This window comes from Thioclava indica (assembly GCF_000714545.1).
Classification (GTDB): Bacteria; Pseudomonadota; Alphaproteobacteria; order Rhodobacterales; family Rhodobacteraceae; genus Thioclava; species Thioclava indica.
In genome coordinates this window covers 1-17,989 of record NZ_AUNB01000045.1, presented here as the reverse complement: position 1 = coordinate 17,989, position 17,989 = coordinate 1, and the positions used below count along the sequence as shown (strand labels likewise).

Genomic DNA, 17,989 nt, shown 5'->3' with positions numbered 1-17,989 from the left:
CCGGTAAACTCGGGGCGGTTCACTCCTGTCTCGGTCGCTGATCCGACAAGACTCCCCAACAGGCTGCACTATATTCCCCAATCGCCCGACGCCGGATTCGACGTTACTTGCAGTGTCGATAACCTGCGCGAAAAGATGAGGCTCTGTATCGTTTACGCGACCTATCCGCCAGACGATGGCATCCGCCTCAAGGCGGGGCTCTATTTCCCGAAAGACCCTGCCACGCGGCCCGGCTATTTCCGTGAAGTCGCCGAACGGATGCGCGATTTGGTCTACTGCCTAGATGTGACTGATGACTTGGCCGATGTGCAGAAGGACCGCCCGACGCTGACTGGGTGCCAGCCTGACGTCAACTCGTAACGGTATAAGAGTATCCGCTGGATGAAACAGTGGGCGGATTGGCCCCGGACGCAAATCGCGGGACGCATAAAGGTGGCCGAAGCCGAGACATGTGAAGGCGCATCCCCCATGTCCTACAGTGCGGATTGCCTTTGTCACACTGCCGAGCGTTTACGCTGTCCGTTTGGTGCGATCAGAAATTGATCGTCACGCCGGGCAGATCCAATTCCTTGAGAAGATCGCGCAATTCCTGCCGCGCCGCGACATTCGAGATGTTGAGATTGTCGATCCCCAGATCCTTAAGATCCAATAGCGTCAGCCCGCGCGGAAAGAGTTCGCGGAAAATCACCCGCTCGGCAAAACCGGGGGCGACGCGAAAGCCGATCCGCTTGGACAGTTGTTCCAGCGCCGCGCCAACCTTGCGTTTGTTGTGCATCTGTTGCGCGCCCACGCGGTTGCGCAAAACGATCCAGTCGATCGGCTTGAGCCCCGCCTTGGCGCGCAATTGCCGCGCAGACCAAACCATTTCGGAATAGATCGACGGGCCGATCACTTTGGACGTCACCGGGTCAATCCGCGCCAGCAGGTCAAAGTCGATAAAGCTGTCATTGAGCGGCGTGACCAGCGTATCGGCCAGCGAATGTGCGACTTGGCTAAGACGTGTATGCGAGCCGGGGCAGTCGATCAGGATGAAATCGCAGCTTTGCTCCATATCGGCGACAGCCGTGGAGAGGCGGTGATCATAAGGGTTTTCGCCCGGCGCAAGCGTGTCCGCATCAATCTCGGGCAATTCGCGATAATCGGGGGTGGGCAAGTCCAGCCCTTCACGGGCGCAAAACGCCAGACGGTTTTCGATGTAGCGCCCGAAACTGCGTTGCCGCAGATCAAGGTCAAGCGCGCCCACACGCCAGCCCATCCGGGCCAACGCGGTGGCCACATGCATTGAGGTGGTCGACTTCCCCGATCCACCCTTTTCATTGCCCATCACGATGATATGCGCCACGTCTGCGAACCCCGCCCTGTCTTGTGTCCCGTTTCTTGGCGCACACTATAGATGGTCATGCAAGGCGGTGGAAGAGAGCGTACCTCTCAATCCGCTACGAGAGTGTGGAAACACAGTGTTTTGGCAACAGGAAGGGCGACCGAACGGGCCGCCCTCTCAAGCTTGAACCGTCTCGAAATCAGAAGTTGAACGAGAACAGACGCGACGCGCCAATGATCACACGGACTTGGTCAGCCGACCCCTGCGCCACAATCGGCGAGTCCTTGGCGTCGTTTTGGAAGCGATCATAACGCACCGAGCCGTTGATGCTCCAGGTGTCGTTAAGCGCATAGACCGCACCCACTTCGATCCCGGCACTGACCACGCCCGAGCCGGGGTTATAGGCTGCAAGCGCGCCTGCACTGGCTGCGGATTCTGCTGCCGTTACGCCGAAATAGGTGTTGTTATACTTGTTCGAACCAACCACGACGCGCGGCCCTGCCTTAAGCGTCAGGCGATCCGAGGGGCGCAGAACCAAATCCGCGCCAAGCTCGCCGACCCAGGCTTCGTGCCCGATAGCGCCATAGCGAAGGTTGCCGACTGCCTCAAAGTTCCGGCTAGTGTAGCCAAGACCAAAGCCAACCTCGACCGACAGCGGCACATCTTTCATGCCCGTCAGCTCGGCATGATCTTTGGCCGAGCGTTTGCTAATCACACGAAACGATGCGCGGGGCGCGAAACCATAGCGCGGTTCGCCGGTTTCCGATCCAACGGATCTGCCGCCTGCGCGCAGAAATTGCAGGCTGAAGGAGCCGGTGGGACCAGCTTCGTCGTCGTTGGACCCGAAATAGGCCGGCCCATAAGACACACCCGCGCCAAGGCGGAAAATCAGATCGGGCGTCGGTGCCGCGACCGGTGCAGGGGCAACGGCGGCAGGGGTGGTGTTCAGATCGAAACCGCCTGCATGTGCAGTCACGGGCAGCATCATTACAGCAGCAATCGTTAACGACTTCATCATGGCGCTTGGTCTTTCCTGACGAGGTAAGTTGTAAGGAGAATCGGCAACCTGATCATATCTTCGTGATCTGGCGCCGTCTCGATCCTCGTATCCTGCCGGTTAAGAGTACCGGATGACGTGTCGCTTTTGCCGCAATCTCTGGACTGGCTGCCAGTCTTGGCCCGCATAACATGGCGTCACGCGCATCTGGTGCGCGCAATCCTCGCAGGCCCCTAGCGCGCCAACAGCTCGACCAGCACCAGCGCCATCACCTTGGCACTGTCGGCCATATCGGTAATGCCAACCCATTCGTCGGGCTGATGGGCAAGTTCCAGCAGACCCGGCCCGTAAGCGATGCAGTTTTTCAACCGCCCGATCCGGTCGATATGCTTTTGATCGTAGGTGCCCGGGGAGACGACATAGGCGGCCTCGCGTCCCAGCACCGCCTCGATCGCGCTCGCGGTAGAGCGCACGACGGGCGCGTCGCGATCGGTCATTGAGGGCCGGACCTCAAACAGATCGCGGATTTCATACGAAAACTCGGGGCGGCGGGTTTTGACCCGCTCCATCAGATTGGCGATCTCGGCTTTGACCTGACCGATCTCTTCTTCGATCAGGAAGCGGCGATCAATAATGATGCGGCAACGATCGGGCACGCAAGGCGCGGGCAGACCGGTGTAATCTGCGTCCTGTTCCGGCTCGCCGCCATGGATCGAATTGATATTGAGCGTCGAGGCACGCGCCCCGTCCGGGATCACGGGCATCTCGGTGCGCTTGTTGGCCAAAAGCGGGAACAGCGTCTGTTCCATTTCCTCAAGCACTGCGCCCATGTGGCGGATCGCGCTATCGCCCAAGAATGGCATCGAGCCATGCGCGATGCGGCCATGGGTTTCGATCTCGGCCCACCAGACGCCGCGATGGCCCAGACAGATCTGATCTTTGTGCAGCGGCTCGGGTATGATCACATGCTGCACACGGGCGGGATCAAAGCGGCCCTGCTCGGCAAGATAGGCCACGCCGCCAAAGCCGCCGCTTTCCTCATCCGCCGTGGCGGAAATCTCGATCGCGCCTGCGAAATCGGGACAGGCGGCAAGGAAGGCCTCGGCAGCGATGATCGAGGCGGCCAGCCCGCCCTTCATATCGCACGCGCCACGCCCGTAGATCCGGTCACCCTCGACCTCTGCGCCAAACGGATCGCGGGTCCAGCCATGGCCCAGCTCGACCACGTCGTGATGCGAGTTGAAATGCACGCACTCGCCGGGGTGCACGCCCTCGATCCGCGCGACCAAATTCCAGCGCGGGTAGCGGTCGCTATCGCCAGGCGCACCCTGCGCGCGGATCAGTTCGGTCTTGAAACCGCGTGCCGCCAGCCGCGCCGCGAGATACTCACAGATCTCCAGATAATTGCGCCCCGGCGGGTTCAGCGTCGGGATCATGATCAGATCGCGCGTCAGCGCCACTAGCGCGTCGCGGCGGCTGTCGATCTCGGCTTTGATTTTGGTGTTCAGATCCATTGCGCAAGGCTAGACCCGCAAACCGCGCGCTCCAAGAGGGAAAACGCATGGAGTTTGCCCCTGCGACGCGCTATCGAAGGGCAAACGCGGCAAGCGGGCCGGTAGGAGGAATGAATATGAACCTGTTTTTGGCCTTCGCATTGGTCATCTGCGTCGCCGTCGGCGGCTGGTTGTCGAAATATGAGTGGGCGAAACTGCTGGCCTTTATCCCGATCGGGATGCTGGTGCCGGCCTTTTACATGACGGGCACGTCTTGCGGCGCGGGCTTTATCATGCGCTTTTTTTCCGATGTTGGCAGTTGCACGAACGGCTACGCGCCGCGCCAGATGTTTGCTGCGACCTATGTGCTCGCCTTGGTGCCGGTGGCAACTGCGGCCATCGCGATCAAGCTGATCCGCATGGCGATGGCGGCGCGCAAAGGGTAACGCGCTGGTTTGACCCGCGTTTGGCGCGTAAGGTCGGCGTAACTTGCAAGGAGCAGGGGCGATGTTTGGCTTTATCCGTCTGGGCGTTCTCGGTTTTATCGCGCTCAGCGTGATCTTCTGGCTGGTGCGGATCTATGCGCGCTCGTTGCACCGCGAGGCGCTGGAAGACGAATGGGCCGAGGCGGAGGCCGCTGGAGATACCCCCGGCCCGCGTGAGATTTATGTCGAAATCGGCATGAAAAACTACGAAGGCAGCCTGCTGCGCAGGCTGATCTGGCTGGTCTATATCTTGCCCATCGCACTGGTGGCTGGGCTTATTTATCTCGTGAATTACGCGTGAGGGTTTGATGCGCTATCTGAAATGGGGTTTCTGGGCGGTTATTGCGATCACCGTCTTCACCTTCCTTAGCTACAACTTGCCGCGCCATGATATCGTGCGCGTCGTCGGCACCGAGGTCCGCCGCGTCGATTTCGGCGAGAACTCGATCTTCTGGGCCGCGCCCGATGTTGGCACAGCCGCCGCGACAAGCCGCGATGTGCGTTTTATCAACACGGTGCGCGCCAATGGCAAACCGCTGGTATTTCGCAATGAAGATACCGGCTGGGGCTGGCCGCCCTATTTCAAGCTCGACAGCTCAAACCTTCAGGCGCAGGCGGAATCGCTGATCTCGACCAAGGCCGATCCGGTTTGGGTGTCGGTCACGCGCTATGGTTGGCGCTCGAATTGGTTGACGATCTATCCCAATGCGGTCGGCATGAAGGTTGTCGCAGGGCCGGATGCGCGCATCATCCCTTGGGTGAATATCGTGATCCTGACGCTGTTGCTGGTGCTGATCTTGGTGATCCGGGCGATGTGGCGGCAGTTCCGCGAACGCTCGATTGATCCGTTGATAGAGGATGCGGGCGAGACTTGGGATGATGCCGAGGAAGGCGCGAAAAGCTGGTTTGACCGCTTGATGGGGCGCAAGAAGTAACCTGCGACGGGGGGCGGCTTTAGGCACGCCCCCTTACTCACCCGGGATTAGCGTCTTTCTTGCTAAACACCCCGCTCAGCGAGCGCCCGATCAGATTGGTCACGCGCGGCTTTTTCAACGTGCGAAACGGCATCGGGCGGCAGACCTCAAGCGCGGCGATGCCAACGCGGGCGGTCAGCGCGCCGTTGATCATGCCCTCGCCAAAGCGCCGCGACAGCTTGGTCATCAAGTGCCCGCCGGTCATGGTTTCGATCAGATCATCGCCCGCCGCCACCGCGCCGGTGGCCACCAGATGCGTCATCACCGTGCGCGCCAGCCGGATCGAGCCAAGCGAGCCGGACCGCCCGCCGTAAATCTCGGCGATGCGACGGATCATGCGCAGATTGGCCGTAAGCGCGGTCACGACATCGGCCAGCGCGAGCGGCACAAGCGCCGTGACGGTGGCGACGGTGCGCGCGGCGGCCTCGATTTCCAGACGCGCGGCGGCATCCAGCGGGGCCATCAACTCGGCCTCGGCCAGACCCATCAGCGTGTCGGTATCAAGCACCTCGTCGTAACGTTCTTTCAGCCGCGCGCGGGGCCATTCCATTTCGGGACGTGCGGAATACAGCCCCGAAACATGGCTCACGACCTTGCGTGCGCGGCTTAGGTCATCGGTGTCCAGCGCCTCGGAGACCTCTTTATGCACCTTATCAAGCCGCGCCAATCGCGAGAATGCCGCGATCTCACGCCCTGCAATCAGCAGCGCCCCCAGCGCGAAGGCCAGCACCAGCGCCGCGCCGATCCAACCCAAGATCGGATGCGTGGCAAACAGCCCGTCGATGAACCGCCACAGCGCCACCGAGACGAGAAACCCGACCAGCGCCACCAAAGCGCGCCAGAAAAACCGCGTCACGCCCGAGCTGCGCCGCGCCCCAAGCCGGGTCGCGATCTGCATCGCGCGGCCCTCAAGGCGTTCCTCGGTCGCGGCGGGCATATCCTCGATCGGTGCGGCCTCGGCGGGTGAGGGCGCGGCGTCGATCTCGATCATCACCGGTTTTTTCATAGCTTGTCCCCGATCAGAAATTCGGCCGCGCGATCCAGCCGGATATGGGGCGGGCCTTCGCCGGGTTTCAGGATAACGGGGGCGGGGGCGAAATTCATGATCGCGTAATCCTCATCCAGCCAGGCCTGCGCGCCTTGCGATGCGGGCGAGAGCAAATGCGACGGGTCTGTGGGCAATTCGCCGGGATACAGCGCCACCGATTTACCGCTCTCCAATCGCCCGCGCACGGCCTTTAGCTCCGCGCCATCATGGGTGATCTCTTCTTCGGTGGTCGTGCGCAGGGCGGCGAGCGATAGCGCCAAAGTCTTGGCCCCAGAGAAATCGGCGCGATCCTTGGCCTCGCGCAGCAACGCGCCGGTGATTGCGGTCAGGCGGGCATGTTGGGAGTGGTGCAGATGGTCGGCCTTGGTGGCGGCAAACAGGATGCGTTCGACGCGCCGAGCGCCCAGCAGCGAGGCCAGCCAGCCCGCCGTGCCGGGGCGAAACGCGGACAGGATATCAGCCATCGAGCCGCGCAAGTCTTCAAGCGCCGCTGGCCCGGCATGGATCGCGCCCAACACATCGACCAGCACCACCTGACGGTCGATCTTGGCGAAATGATCGCGAAAGAACGGCCGCACGATCTCGCGTTTGTAGGCCTCGTAACGGCGCTCCATCTCGCGACGAAGAGAGCCGCGCGGGGCGGCCCCTTCGGGCAGCGGGGCAAATGTCAGCGCAGGCGATCCGGCCAACTCGCCGGGCAACAAAAACCGCCCCGGCGTGCAATCGGAAAACCCCGCCTCGCGCGCGGCGTTCAGATGATCGGTGAACGCCGCTGCCAGTGCTTTGGCGTTGGGTTCGCTAAACTCGGCGGTGCCATCCGCTGCCTCGGCTTGCGTCAGATATGCGGCACCCTTGGGGCGGTGGGGCAGGCGCGCCAGGGCTTGCGCGCTCCATTCATTATAGCTTTTGTCCATCAACCCCAGATCAAGCAGCCATTCGCCGGGATAATCCACGATATCAAGATGCACCACGCGCGGGCCGCGCACCGCTCCCAGCAAGCCGCGCGGCTGGATGCGAAAGGATAGCCGCAGTTCAGACACGGCGCGGGTGCCCTCGGGCCAATGCGGGCTTGGCCCGGTCAGCGCGGCGAGGTGGCTTTCATAGTCGAACCGCGGCACGGTATCGTCGGGCTGGGGTTGCAGGAAGGCCGCCGTAATATCGCTTGCAGCCCCCAGCGCCGGCATCCGCCCGCGATCCAGCAGATTGGCCACCAGCGAGGTGATGAACACCGTTTTGCCCGCGCGCGACAGCCCTGTCACGCCAAGGCGCACAACCGGTTCGAACAGCGTCTCGGAAACCTGCGCGCCGATTCCTTCGATCCCGCGCGTGATCCCGTCCGCAATATCGGAAATGCCCAACTGTCGCCCCTCACTCATATTTATCGCCTCAAGATAGGCAGAGGGGCGCGCGGTTGAAAGGTGCAATGCGTCCGCCCGCCCTCGGCTGGCCCTTTTCGCGCCTGCGCTTATCTCATAGGTTAGGAACAACCGCGTAAGGAGCAAAGATGAGCGAACAGGCCCAGATCACGCAAGAGACCGTTCAGCCGTTGTTCACACGCGGCTCCGGAGACTACCTGTTTGCGCGTTGGGGCCGTCCGATCGTGCCCGTCGTATTCGGGGTCGAGGCGGGCACATTGGCGACCGTCAAGGGCGCGGTTGAGGCGGTGGTCGCGCTGGCGGGTCACAAGATGGCCGAGACCGACCCCGAGCTTGGCGCGAACCTGATGATCTTTTTCTTTCGCGATTGGCAGGAATTGCTTGAGGTGCCCAACCTCGATCAGTTGATTGATGGTTTGCAAGATCTGGTCGTGCGGCTCGACGATCAGGGCGCAAGCCAGTATCGCGTGTTCCGGTTTGATCCTGACGGTGCGATCCGGGCCTGTTTCAGCTTTGTGCGTATGGACGCGGGGCTGGATGAGGTGCCCGCCGAGGTGATCGCGCTGCAGCAGGCCGTGCAGATGATTGTGCTGTGGTCTGATACCGCGTTCAGCGAACGCTCGCCGCTGGCGATGGCGCGGGGGGTTACTGTTTTGCGCCCCGATATCGCGGCGGTGATTGCGGCGGGCTATGATCCGGTGATGCCTGCGGTGGCGCGCGATTCGTCGCATGCGTTGCGGCTGGCCGCGCGTGCAGAGTTGCGCCAAGATGAGGCCGTACAAGCGGTGCGCGATCTGCGTCGCGAAGTGGGTGAGGCCGATCAGGGAGAGCCAGATGGCGCATGAATTTCCGGTTCGCGTGTATTACGAGGACACCGACCTTGCGGGCATCGTCTATTACGCCAATTACCTGAAATTCATCGAACGCGGGCGCTCGGAATTTATCCGCACGCTGGGGGTCGATCAGGTTGCGCTCAAGGGCAATCATGGCATCGTTTTTGCCGTGCGCCGCGTCGAGGCCGACTATTTGCGCCCCGCGAAATTTGATGATCAGCTGGTGGTTGTGACCGAATTGGTGGCCGATACCGGGGCGCGGCTGGTGATGGATCAGGCGGTGACGCGCGATGGCGAAACCTTGTTCACCGCTACCGTCACGATCGTCTGCATCAGCGAAGCTGGCGCGCCTCAGCGGCTTCCCGCCGATATCCGCCGCAAACTGGCGCCGAAACTGCATTGAATGAGGCGTTTGTGAGGCGCGATTACAACGTTGTTATGGCGTTCCTCTTACGGCTGCTATAGAATCGCTGTTAATCAGAGCCACGACAACGTGGCCCCAAAAACGGCGAGCAGTATTCATGGACCAATCTTCGCTTGCGATGGCGCAGGAGATCGACTTCTCCCTGCTGGCACTTTTTGTGCGCGCATCGTTCACCGTCAAACTCGTAATGATCATCCTCGTGGTGGCCAGCTTTTGGTCATGGGCGATCATCGTGCGCAAATTCATCGCCTATCGCGCGGCCAAATCCGAGGCAGAAGCCTTTGATCGCGCGTTCTGGTCAGGAGAGCCGCTGGACGAGCTGTTCGACCAGATCGGGACTTCCCCCGAGGGGGCGAGCCAAAAGATTTTCGCGGCTGGCATGATGGAATGGCGACGCTCGCATCGTCAGGATGGCGCGCTGATTGCCGGTGCGCAGGCGCGCATTGAACGCTCGATGGATGTGGCGATCCTCAAGGCGACCGAAGGCCTGAACTACGGGCTGAATTTCCTTGCAACTGTCGGCTCGATCTCGCCGTTTGTCGGGCTGTTCGGCACGGTCTGGGGCATCAAGGTCGCGTTTGAGGAAATCGCGATTTCGCAGAATACCTCGCTGGCCGTGGTGGCACCGGGTATCTCCGAGGCGCTGGTCGCGACCGCGCTGGGCCTGTTGGCGGCGATTCCGGCGGTGATTTTCTACAATAAACTGTCTTCGGATGCCGATCGTATTGCCTCAAACTACGAGGCGTTTGCCGACGAGTTTACCACCATCCTCTCGCGTCAGTTGGACGGCTGATATGGGCGCAGGGGTTGCAAAACGGAACTCGGGCGGGTCGCGCAGGCGTCGCGGCGGTGCTTCGCGCCATACCGCGATGAGCGAGATCAACGTCACGCCGATGGTCGACGTGATGCTGGTGTTGCTGGTGATTTTCATGGTGGCCGCGCCGATGATGACGGTGGGTGTGCCGCTTGAGCTGCCGAAAACGGCGGCCAAGGCGGTCCCGACCGAGGCGGAAGTTCCGCTGACCGTGTCGATCCAGGCCGATGGCAAGGTCGCGCTGATGAATTCCGAAGTGCCTGCCGATCAACTGGTGGCGCGCCTTCAGGCGATTGCGAAAGAGCGCGACAGCGACAAGATCTTCCTGCGCGCGGATGGCAAGATTGCCTATTCGAAGGTGGTCGAGGTGATGGGCGCGCTCAACGGGGCGGGATTCTCCAATATCACATTGGTCACCGATACCGGGGGGCCGCAACTGGCGGCACCTGCCGGGAATTGAGCCCAGGGGGCACATTTCGATGAACCGGGCGGATAAAATCGGCTATGGCGTTTCGGGGGCACTCCATGCGGGGGTGATCCTCTGGGCTGTCGTGGGCGGTTCGTGGTTTCAACCCAAGCCCAGCGAGCCCACGGTGATTAGTCAGGTCGCGGTGATGTCCGAGCAGGATTTCAACACGATGATGGCGTCTGCGCCCAAGGATGCGCCCCAGCCCAAGCCCGATCAGCAAGCGCCCACCGCGCCAGCAACGCCGGACGCCACAACGCCGCCCGAGACGCCCGCACCCGATGCGCAGGCGACATCCGAACCGACACCCAAGGCGCTGCCCGATCCTGCCCCGCAGCCCGATACGCAGCCCGATGTCAGCGCATTGACCGAACCACCCGCGCCCACCGATGTGGCCGAGGCGCCGCCAGTGATGGCACCGCCTGTCGAGGTGCCCTCGGAAACGCTTGCGCCGGTGATTTCGCCGCGTCCCAAACCCAAAGATGTGCCCCGCGTCGCCCCCGAAGCCGCGCCCGCGCCGCCCCCAGAGGCGAAAGTCTCAGAGCAGGCCGAGCCGCAGGAAACGCCTGATGCAGAGGCCAAGCCCGATCAGGTCGTGGAAAAACCCAAAGAGGCCGCCGCGCCGCCCGAAGCCACGACCGAAATCGTGACCGAGGCGACCAAGACCGACGACAAGCCCGAAAGTTCTGCGCCGCTGTCGTCACCGCGCCCGGCCAACAAGCCTAAACCACCTGCGCCAGCGCCCGCAAAAACCGAAACGGCAGCGGCGAAACCCGCAGCTCCGACCGCGCCCGCCAGAACCGATAACTCGGCGGTGAACGATGCGCTGGCAGCGGCGCTGGGGGGCGAAGGCACGGGCGGAAATGGTCAGGCGGCGGTTGGTCCGCCGATCACGGCTGGTGAGAAAGACGCGCTGATCGTGGATGTGAAACAGTGCTGGAATGTCGGCGCGCTAAGCTCCGATGCCTTGCGCACCACGGTGACGCTGTCGGTGAATATGCGCCCGGATGGTCATCCGGATATCGGCTCGATCAAGCTGGTTGGCTCGTCGGGCGGCACGGGGGCGGCTGTTGATCAGGCGTTCGAGGCAGGCAAGCGTGCGATCGTGCGCTGCGGCGCGGATGGCTTCCCGCTGCCGGCGGATAAATATGAACGTTGGAAAACGATCGAAATCGATTTCAATCCCGACAAAATGAGGATGAAATGAGCGATGATCGGCGAATTCTCGCGTGCTGTCATGGGCTTGTGATGCGCGATGGGGCAGAAATCCGTTACAACTCGGGGCGCAGGTCTCGGGCAAAGGGAGTGTGAAAGATGATGCGTTTCGTTCTGGCCATGCTGGTGGCGCTGTTTGCAGGATCGTTTGGCGCGCTCGCGCAAGACCAAGAGCCGCTGCATATCACGATCACCGATGGTGTGATCGAACCGCTTCCCTTCGCGATTGCTGGGTTTATTCCAGAGACGCCCGATGCAGCGGATGTTGCGGCGCAGCTGACGCAGGTGGTGTCCAGCGATCTGTCGGGCACGGGGCTGTTTCGCGAGATCCCGAAATCCGCCTATATCCAGAACATCGCCAAGTTCGACACGCCGGTGAACTATTCCGATTGGCAGGCGATCAACGCGCAGGCGCTGGTTGTGGGGTCGGTCGCGATGTCGGGCGGCAAGGTTGTCGTCAAGTTCCGCCTGTTTGATGTGTTCTCCGGCCAGCAGATGGGTGAGGGTCAGCAGCTTGCGGCCTCGCCGGGAAGCTGGCGCAGGCTCGCGCATAAGGTGTCCGACGTGATCTATTCGCGCATCACCGGCGAGGGGCCGTATTTCGACAGCCGCGTGGTGTTCGTTTCCGAATCCGGGCCGAAAAACGCACGACAAAAGCGCCTTGCGGTGATGGATTACGATGGCGCGAATGTCACCTATCTCACCGATGCCTCGACCATTGTGCTTGCGCCGCGGTTCTCACGCGATGGCACGCGGGTGCTGTATACCACGTTTGAAACAGGCTTCCCGCGCATCAAGATGCTGGATGTGGCGACCGCCAGCGCGCGGCTTTTGCCCGATGTGCCCGGCACGATGACCTTTGCGCCGCGTTTCTCGCCCGATGGTAAAAAGGTGGTCTATTCGCTGGAACAGAACGGCAATACCGATCTGTGGATGATGGATATCGCCAGCGGCCAGACACAGCGTTTGACGACAAGCCCCTCGATTGAGACCTCGCCGTCGTTCTCGCCCGATGGCTCGCGTATCGTGTTTGAAAGCGACCGCTCGGGAACGCAGCAGCTTTATATCATGTCGACAGGTGGTGGCGATGCAACGCGGATCAGCTTTGGCGACGGGCGCTATTCCACGCCGGTCTGGTCGCCGCGTGGCGATATGATTGCCTTTACCAAGCAAAATAGCGGGCGCTTCCATATCGGCGTGATGCGCACTGATGGCAGCGAAGAACGCCTGCTGACCTCGTCCTTCCTTGACGAAGGTCCGACTTGGTCGCCCAATGGCCGTGTCATCATGTTCACCCGTGAAACGCCCGGCGCACAAGGCGAGGCGGCGCTGTATTCGGTCGATATCTCGGGGCGCAATCTGAAAAAAGTGCCCACGCCGGGGCCAGCATCCGACCCGGCTTGGTCGCCTCTGTTGCCCTAACGCGCGAATTCACAAACCAATAGTTAACTGCTAAGCTCGCCCGAAAAGGGCAGATCAACAAAAAGGCGGAGATCATGAATTTTGCAACGAAGGCGGCGCTGGCCGTCGCAATCCTTGGCCTCGCGGCCTGTTCGAACCCCGACAAATACGGCTCGGGCGCGACGGGACCGGGCGGCACTTTGGGGCCGGGTGGTGCTGGCATCAATCAAGGCGGCATCAACGATCCGAACTCGCCTGCCTATTTCAGCCAGACGATTGGCGACATGGTGCATTTCTCGGTCGATCAATCGACGCTGAGCGACACCGCGCGCGGTATTCTGACCCAGCAGGCAAGCTGGCTGGTCAGTCACCCGACCTACACCGCGATCATCGAAGGCCATGCCGATGAACAGGGCACGCGCGACTACAACCTTGCGCTCGGCGCACGCCGTGCCAATGCCGCGCAGGAATTCCTGATCAGCCAAGGCGTTGCGGGCAACCGTTTGCGCACGGTCTCCTACGGTAAGGAACGCCCGCTGGCGATCTGCTCGACCGAGGAATGCTACGCGAAAAACCGTCGCGCGGTCACCGTGATCTCGCAATCCGCAGCGGGGAGCTAAGGCGTGATGCTGCGGGCTTTGACATTGAGTGCGGCGCTTGTCCTGAGCGCCGCCATTCCCGGTTTCGCGCAGGACGCCAACCGCGCCCAGACGCTGGCTGACATCAAGACCGAACTGGGCCAGTTGCAAGGTGAGATCGACGGCTTGCGCCAAGAGCTGAAGGCGTCCGGTGCGGCGGGTTTGCAAAAGGCAGGCGGGTCATCTGCGCTTGAGCGGATGGATTCGATGGAGCTGTCTCTCAGCCATCTGACGGATCGCGTCGAAGAGGCACAAAACCGGATCAACCGCGTGGTGGCCGATGGCACCAACCGGGTGGGTGATCTCGAATATCGCGTCTGCGAGATGGAAACGGGCTGCGATATCTCGACCTTGGGCAAGACCAAGCCGCTGGGTGGCGAGGCTGGCACCACAACCTCTGTCACAGCGGCAGCGCCCGATAGTGCGCCCGCAGGCCCCGATCTTGCGATCAACGAGAAGGCGGATTTCGAGGCGGGGAAAAAGGCCTATGATTCGGGCGATTACGCCTCGGCTGCCGATCTGCTTGAGACGTTCAAGGAAACCTATCCCGGTTCGCCGCTGATGGGGGACGCGATGTATTATCGCGGCGATGCCCTGTCGAAATCGGGGGATACGGCGAACGCGGCCCGCGCTTGGCTGGCCGGGTTCTCTGCCGATCCCAATGGGAAACGCGCGGGCGATAACCTGTTGGCGCTGGGCAAGGCGTTGGGCAAGTTGGGTCAGACTTCGGAAGCCTGCACCACACTTGGCCAAGTCGGCGCACGTTTCCCCGGCTCTTCGGCCTCAATGGAGGCGCAAACCGCGCGGCAATCGCTGGGGTGCCAGTGAGCGATCTCGCGACGCTAGCGAAAACGGCCTTTGACCCCGATGCGCCCCGGCGTGTCGGGGTTGCTGTTTCTGGCGGCTCGGATTCGATGGCTACGTTGCATCTTCTGGCACCGTTTTACGAGGTTCATGCCGTCACCGTGGATCACGGCTTACGCCCCGAGGCCGGAGCGGAGGCGCAATTCGTCGCAGCCGCCTGCGCGCGCCTTGGTGTGCCTCATCAGGTGCTACACTGGCGCGGGAGCGAGGCAACCGGTAACCTGATGGATGCGGCGCGGCGGGCGCGGATGCGTTTGATCGGCGACTGGGCGCGCGGGCAGGGGCTGGATCACATCGCGCTGGGTCATACTGCGGATGATCAGGCCGAGACGTTTCTGATGCGACTGGCGCGCGAGGCGGGGCTTGAGGGACTGTCGGGGATGCGCCGCAGCTATCAATCTGATGGCGCGCATTGGCATCGCCCGTTTCTGGACGTAACGCGCGCCGAGCTACGCCAGTATCTGCGCGACGCTGGTATCGCGTGGGTCGATGATCCGTCCAACAGTGACCCGCGATTTGAGCGCGTTCGGGCGCGTGCGGCTTTGGCGGGGCTGTCCGATATAGGCATCACGGCGGAGGGGCTTGCCCGCGTTGTCGGGCATCTCGCACAGGCGCGCGCGGCGCTTGATGCAGGTTTAGAGCTATTTGTCGCGGATTATGTGGTGCAAGATCGCGGCGCGCTGCGCATCGACCGGGCGGCGTTCACGCGTGATCTCGCACCTGAATTACAGCGCCGTTTGCTGAACGCCGCGCTGATCTGGGTGTCGGGTGCAGATTACCCGCCCCGCGCCGCCAAGCTAGAGCGATTCTTGCACGACCCAGAGCCTTGCACGCTGCATGGCTGCCAGATCATCCGGCACGGTGCGTATTTGTATGTCGCGCGGGAATTCAGCGCGGTGGCAGACTTGCGCGTCCCATGCGATCAGATTTGGGACGGCTGGTCGCTTGAGGCACTCGATGGGCAGGACGTTTCGGGCCTGACGATTGCCGCTTTGGGGCCAAGCGGGCTGCCGCAATGCCCCGACTGGCGCGCGACAAACCTGCCACGCGAGGCGCTTTTGGCCTCTCCTGCGATCTGGGCGCAAGAAAAGCTAATTGCCGCACCCTTTGCGGGGTTTGAAAACGGCTGGAAAGCGCGTAAGGAGGCGAGCAGTTTCGCCGCGACGATATTCAGGCGTTGAACCCAGCCGTGGAATGCCTATTTTCTCTAGGCAAACGTGGTGGCCGAGGGTCAGCCGCTTAGGATGATTGGAGGATATCCCTTGGGTAATGCACGCAATCTCGCCTTCTGGGCAGTGCTGTTCCTGTTGATTTTGGCTTTGTTCAACCTTTTCGGGGATGGGCAATCCTCGATGAATTCGAGCCAAGCTACATATTCGGAATTTATTGACGCAGTTGACAAGGGTGAGGTGAAGACCGCCCAGATTGACGGCGAAAGCGTGCGCTATCAGTTGGCGGACGGCACCAATTTCACCACGATCAAGCCGCTCAGCGATCCGATTGCCGAAAAGCTGATCGAGAAAAACGTGTCGGTACGTGTGGTCAAGCAACAGCAGTCGGGCTTTATGTCGCTGCTGGGTGTCTGGTTGCCCTTCCTTGTTCTGATCGGGATCTGGATTTTCTTCATGAACCGGATGCAGGGCGGCGGCAAAGGTGGCGCGATGGGGTTTGGCAAGTCCAAGGCCAAGCTGCTGACCGAAAAGCAGGGCCGCGTAACCTTTGACGATGTCGCGGGCATCGACGAGGCCAAGGAAGAGCTTGAGGAAATCGTTGAATTCCTGCGCAATCCGCAGAAATTCAGCCGCCTTGGCGGTAAAATCCCGAAAGGCGCGTTGCTGGTTGGCCCTCCGGGCACGGGTAAAACGCTGCTAGCGCGCGCAATCGCGGGCGAGGCGGGCGTGCCGTTCTTTACCATCTCCGGCTCTGACTTCGTGGAAATGTTCGTCGGCGTCGGTGCAAGCCGTGTGCGTGACATGTTCGAGCAGGCCAAGAAAAACGCCCCCTGTATCGTCTTTATCGACGAGATCGACGCTGTGGGCCGCGCCCGTGGGGTCGGCATCGGTGGCGGCAATGACGAGCGCGAGCAGACGCTCAACCAGTTGTTGGTCGAGATGGACGGTTTTGAGGCCAATGAGGGCGTCATCATTATCGCGGCCACGAACCGCAAAGATGTGCTGGACCCTGCACTGCTGCGTCCGGGCCGCTTTGACCGTCAAATCCACGTCCCCAATCCCGATATCAAAGGTCGCGAAAAGATCCTTAGCGTGCATGCGCGCAAGGTTCCCGTTGGTCCCGATGTTGATCTGCGCACGATTGCGCGCGGTACGCCGGGGTTCTCGGGGGCCGATCTGATGAACCTTGTGAACGAGGCGGCGCTAATGGCGGCGCGCGTTGGTCGCCGGTTTGTGGCGATGGAAGATTTCGAGAACGCCAAGGACAAGGTGATGATGGGGGTCGAGCGTCGCTCGATGGTGCTGACGCCCGAACAAAAGGAAATGACCGCTTATCACGAGGCTGGCCACGCCGTTGTGGGTATGAACCTGCCGAAATGCGACCCGGTCTATAAGGCAACGATCATCCCGCGCGGTCAGGCGCTGGGTATGGTGGTGTCGCTGCCCGAGGTGGAAAAGCTCAACTACCACAAGGATGAGGCCAAGCAAAAGATCGCCATGACCATGGCGGGCAAAGCGGCCGAAATTCTGAAATGGGGCGAAGAGCATGTCTCTAACGGTCCGGCGGGCGATATCATGCAGGCCTCTGCGATCGCGCGCGCGATGGTGATGCGCTGGGGCATGTCGGACAAGGTCGGTAATATCGACTATGCCGAGGCGCATGAGGGCTATCAGGGCAACACCGCCGGGTTCTCGGTTTCGACCAAGACCAAGGAACTGATTGAGGAAGAAGTTCGCGATCTGATCGAGCAAGGTTACCAAGAAGCGCGTCGCATTCTGACCGAGAAACAGGAAGACTGGGAGCGTCTCGCTCAAGGCTTGCTGGAATATGAAACGCTGACCGGCGACGAGATCAAAAAGGTCATGTCGGGTGAGGCGCTGGGTGGCGATGATGACGACACGCCTGCGGGCAATCTTCCGTCGGTGACCGCACTGCCCAAGACCAAGTCCAAAAAGGATGCCGGCAGTAAAGAGGGCGATGCCTCGCCCGAGCCTTCGGCCTGATGCGGGATCGGCGCGTGTGATGGCACTTCAGCCAAGCAGCGTTGACTGGGATCCCGAAAGCTACAGTCGGTTTTCCGACCTTCGGTTGCGGCCCGCGCTAGATCTTCTGGCGCGGGTTCCGTCTTTGCCCGAACGCGGCAAGGTGGTGGATCTGGGATGCGGCAATGGTGCCGTGGCCGAGGCCCTGTCGCACCGCTTTCCCAAGCGCAAACTGGTTGGCGTTGATCGCTCGGAGGCGATGTTGCAACGTGCGGCGGCAACCGGGGCCTATCGGCGCTGCGACATGGCCGACATCGGCAGTTGGCAGCCCAACAAGCCCCCTGCGCTGATCTTTTCCAACGCTGCTTTGCACTGGCTGCCCGATCACGCCACGCTGTTTCCGCGTCTGGTTCAGTTCTTGCGCCCTTGCGGTGTTTTGGCGGTGCAAATGCCTGCTCAGTGAACCGCCCCGAGTTTACCGGAGG

At 61.6% G+C, this 17,989-nt stretch carries 20 protein-coding genes; 15 read left to right on the top strand and 5 right to left on the bottom strand.

Translation table 11 applies throughout. The features are described from left to right. A partial coding sequence (locus DT23_RS19885; RefSeq protein ID WP_205618242.1) for a hypothetical protein occupies window positions 1–360 on the top strand: 360 nt, incomplete at its 5' end. 172 nt (window positions 361–532) lie between these two features. On the opposite strand, the gene DT23_RS13460 is transcribed toward DT23_RS19885, so the two are convergent. From DT23_RS13460 to DT23_RS13450, 3 genes are all read right to left on the bottom strand, one after another. Beyond that, window positions 533–1,342 carry a division plane positioning ATPase MipZ gene (locus DT23_RS13460; protein ID WP_038132025.1) on the bottom strand — a complete coding sequence of 270 codons (810 nt, stop codon included), beginning with the start codon at window positions 1,340–1,342 and terminating at the stop codon, window positions 533–535. 178 nt (window positions 1,343–1,520) lie between these two features. Continuing rightward, complete coding sequence (locus DT23_RS13455; RefSeq protein WP_051697294.1) at window positions 1,521–2,339, bottom strand: MipA/OmpV family protein; 819 nt, start codon at window positions 2,337–2,339, stop codon at window positions 1,521–1,523. A 212-nt stretch (window positions 2,340–2,551) separates the two neighbouring features. Continuing rightward, window positions 2,552–3,832 carry an acetylornithine deacetylase/succinyl-diaminopimelate desuccinylase family protein gene (locus tag DT23_RS13450; RefSeq protein ID WP_038132024.1) on the bottom strand — a complete coding sequence of 427 codons (1,281 nt, stop codon included), beginning with the start codon at window positions 3,830–3,832 and terminating at the stop codon, window positions 2,552–2,554. A 116-nt stretch (window positions 3,833–3,948) separates the two neighbouring features. Between DT23_RS13450 and DT23_RS13445 the strand changes: the two genes are divergently transcribed. The 3 genes from DT23_RS13445 to DT23_RS13435 all read left to right on the top strand — a co-directional run bounded on the left by DT23_RS13445 (window position 3,949) and on the right by DT23_RS13435 (window position 5,231). Then, window positions 3,949–4,257 (top strand): hypothetical protein, encoded by a 309-nt coding sequence (locus DT23_RS13445; protein WP_156023953.1) that lies wholly within the window; start codon window positions 3,949–3,951, stop codon window positions 4,255–4,257. Between the two features lie 61 nt (window positions 4,258–4,318). After that, window positions 4,319–4,597, top strand: coding sequence for a hypothetical protein (locus DT23_RS13440; RefSeq protein ID WP_038132018.1), 279 nt, complete (start codon window positions 4,319–4,321; stop codon window positions 4,595–4,597). A 7-nt stretch (window positions 4,598–4,604) separates the two neighbouring features. After that, window positions 4,605–5,231: a DUF1523 family protein gene (locus DT23_RS13435; RefSeq protein WP_038132017.1), complete on the top strand. Its 627-nt coding sequence runs from the start codon at window positions 4,605–4,607 to the stop codon at window positions 5,229–5,231. 37 nt (window positions 5,232–5,268) lie between these two features. Here DT23_RS13435 and DT23_RS13430 read toward each other — a convergent pair whose 3' ends face one another. Continuing rightward, window positions 5,269–6,276, bottom strand: a complete 1,008-nt coding sequence (locus DT23_RS13430) for a YcjF family protein (protein WP_038132014.1) — start codon at window positions 6,274–6,276, stop codon at window positions 5,269–5,271. After that, complete coding sequence (locus DT23_RS13425; RefSeq protein WP_038132036.1) at window positions 6,273–7,676, bottom strand: YcjX family GTP-binding protein; 1,404 nt, start codon at window positions 7,674–7,676, stop codon at window positions 6,273–6,275. Before DT23_RS13425 ends, DT23_RS13430 begins: the two co-directional genes overlap by 4 nt. Window positions 7,677–7,822: 146 nt before the next feature. Here DT23_RS13425 and DT23_RS13420 point away from each other — a divergent pair, with 146 nt between their 5' ends. The 11 genes from DT23_RS13420 to DT23_RS13370 all read left to right on the top strand — a co-directional run bounded on the left by DT23_RS13420 (window position 7,823) and on the right by DT23_RS13370 (window position 17,967). After that, window positions 7,823–8,539 (top strand): hypothetical protein, encoded by a 717-nt coding sequence (locus tag DT23_RS13420; protein WP_240473622.1) that lies wholly within the window; start codon window positions 7,823–7,825, stop codon window positions 8,537–8,539. Continuing rightward, window positions 8,529–8,930, top strand: coding sequence for a tol-pal system-associated acyl-CoA thioesterase (ybgC, locus tag DT23_RS13415; RefSeq protein ID WP_038132011.1), 402 nt, complete (start codon window positions 8,529–8,531; stop codon window positions 8,928–8,930). The genes DT23_RS13420 and ybgC overlap by 11 nt, the downstream gene beginning before the upstream one ends. Before the next feature lie 118 nt (window positions 8,931–9,048). After that, the gene (gene tolQ, locus DT23_RS13410) at window positions 9,049–9,744 is read left to right on the top strand and encodes a protein TolQ (protein WP_038132010.1); all 696 of its coding nucleotides are present in this window, start codon (window positions 9,049–9,051) and stop codon (window positions 9,742–9,744) included. 1 nt (window position 9,745) lies between these two features. Next, window positions 9,746–10,225, top strand: a complete 480-nt coding sequence (gene tolR / locus DT23_RS13405; protein ID WP_038132009.1) for a protein TolR — start codon at window positions 9,746–9,748, stop codon at window positions 10,223–10,225. Between the two features lie 19 nt (window positions 10,226–10,244). Further along, window positions 10,245–11,438 carry a hypothetical protein gene (locus DT23_RS13400; protein WP_038132007.1) on the top strand — a complete coding sequence of 398 codons (1,194 nt, stop codon included), beginning with the start codon at window positions 10,245–10,247 and terminating at the stop codon, window positions 11,436–11,438. Between the two features lie 107 nt (window positions 11,439–11,545). After that, a complete protein-coding gene (tolB, locus tag DT23_RS13395; protein WP_156023952.1) occupies window positions 11,546–12,868 on the top strand; it encodes a Tol-Pal system beta propeller repeat protein TolB in 1,323 nt (440 codons plus the stop codon). 74 nt (window positions 12,869–12,942) lie between these two features. Further along, window positions 12,943–13,467, top strand: coding sequence for a peptidoglycan-associated lipoprotein Pal (gene pal / locus DT23_RS13390; protein ID WP_038132005.1), 525 nt, complete (start codon window positions 12,943–12,945; stop codon window positions 13,465–13,467). A 9-nt stretch (window positions 13,468–13,476) separates the two neighbouring features. After that, a complete protein-coding gene (ybgF, locus tag DT23_RS13385; RefSeq protein ID WP_051697295.1) occupies window positions 13,477–14,313 on the top strand; it encodes a tol-pal system protein YbgF in 837 nt (278 codons plus the stop codon). Then, window positions 14,310–15,530 (top strand): tRNA lysidine(34) synthetase TilS, encoded by a 1,221-nt coding sequence (tilS, locus tag DT23_RS13380; protein WP_038132001.1) that lies wholly within the window; start codon window positions 14,310–14,312, stop codon window positions 15,528–15,530. Before ybgF ends, tilS begins: the two co-directional genes overlap by 4 nt. Before the next feature lie 81 nt (window positions 15,531–15,611). Then, window positions 15,612–17,525, top strand: a complete 1,914-nt coding sequence (ftsH, locus tag DT23_RS13375; protein ID WP_038132030.1) for an ATP-dependent zinc metalloprotease FtsH — start codon at window positions 15,612–15,614, stop codon at window positions 17,523–17,525. A gap of 19 nt (window positions 17,526–17,544) precedes the next feature. Next, window positions 17,545–17,967 carry a methyltransferase domain-containing protein gene (locus tag DT23_RS13370; RefSeq protein ID WP_051697293.1) on the top strand — a complete coding sequence of 141 codons (423 nt, stop codon included), beginning with the start codon at window positions 17,545–17,547 and terminating at the stop codon, window positions 17,965–17,967. Window positions 17,968–17,989: the final 22 nt, after the last annotated feature.

Excerpts from the sequence above, each read along its gene's own strand:
- tolR (WP_038132009.1), top strand. The coding sequence starts at position 9,746 with ATGGGCGCAGGGGTTGCAAAACGGAACTCGGGCGGGTCGCGCAGGCGT.
- DT23_RS13400 (WP_038132007.1), top strand. The coding sequence starts at position 10,245 with ATGAACCGGGCGGATAAAATCGGCTATGGCGTTTCGGGGGCACTCCAT.
- ybgC (WP_038132011.1), top strand. The coding sequence starts at position 8,529 with ATGGCGCATGAATTTCCGGTTCGCGTGTATTACGAGGACACCGACCTT.
- DT23_RS13455 (WP_051697294.1), bottom strand. The coding sequence starts at position 2,339 with ATGATGAAGTCGTTAACGATTGCTGCTGTAATGATGCTGCCCGTGACT.
- DT23_RS13370 (WP_051697293.1), top strand. The coding sequence starts at position 17,545 with ATGGCACTTCAGCCAAGCAGCGTTGACTGGGATCCCGAAAGCTACAGT.
- tolQ (WP_038132010.1), top strand. The coding sequence starts at position 9,049 with ATGGACCAATCTTCGCTTGCGATGGCGCAGGAGATCGACTTCTCCCTG.
- DT23_RS13420 (WP_240473622.1), top strand. The coding sequence starts at position 7,823 with ATGAGCGAACAGGCCCAGATCACGCAAGAGACCGTTCAGCCGTTGTTC.
- DT23_RS13435 (WP_038132017.1), top strand. The coding sequence starts at position 4,605 with ATGCGCTATCTGAAATGGGGTTTCTGGGCGGTTATTGCGATCACCGTC.
- DT23_RS13445 (WP_156023953.1), top strand. The coding sequence starts at position 3,949 with ATGAACCTGTTTTTGGCCTTCGCATTGGTCATCTGCGTCGCCGTCGGC.
- DT23_RS13430 (WP_038132014.1), bottom strand. The coding sequence starts at position 6,276 with ATGAAAAAACCGGTGATGATCGAGATCGACGCCGCGCCCTCACCCGCC.
- pal (WP_038132005.1), top strand. The coding sequence starts at position 12,943 with ATGAATTTTGCAACGAAGGCGGCGCTGGCCGTCGCAATCCTTGGCCTC.
- DT23_RS13450 (WP_038132024.1), bottom strand. The coding sequence starts at position 3,832 with ATGGATCTGAACACCAAAATCAAAGCCGAGATCGACAGCCGCCGCGAC.
- DT23_RS13440 (WP_038132018.1), top strand. The coding sequence starts at position 4,319 with ATGTTTGGCTTTATCCGTCTGGGCGTTCTCGGTTTTATCGCGCTCAGC.
- tolB (WP_156023952.1), top strand. The coding sequence starts at position 11,546 with ATGATGCGTTTCGTTCTGGCCATGCTGGTGGCGCTGTTTGCAGGATCG.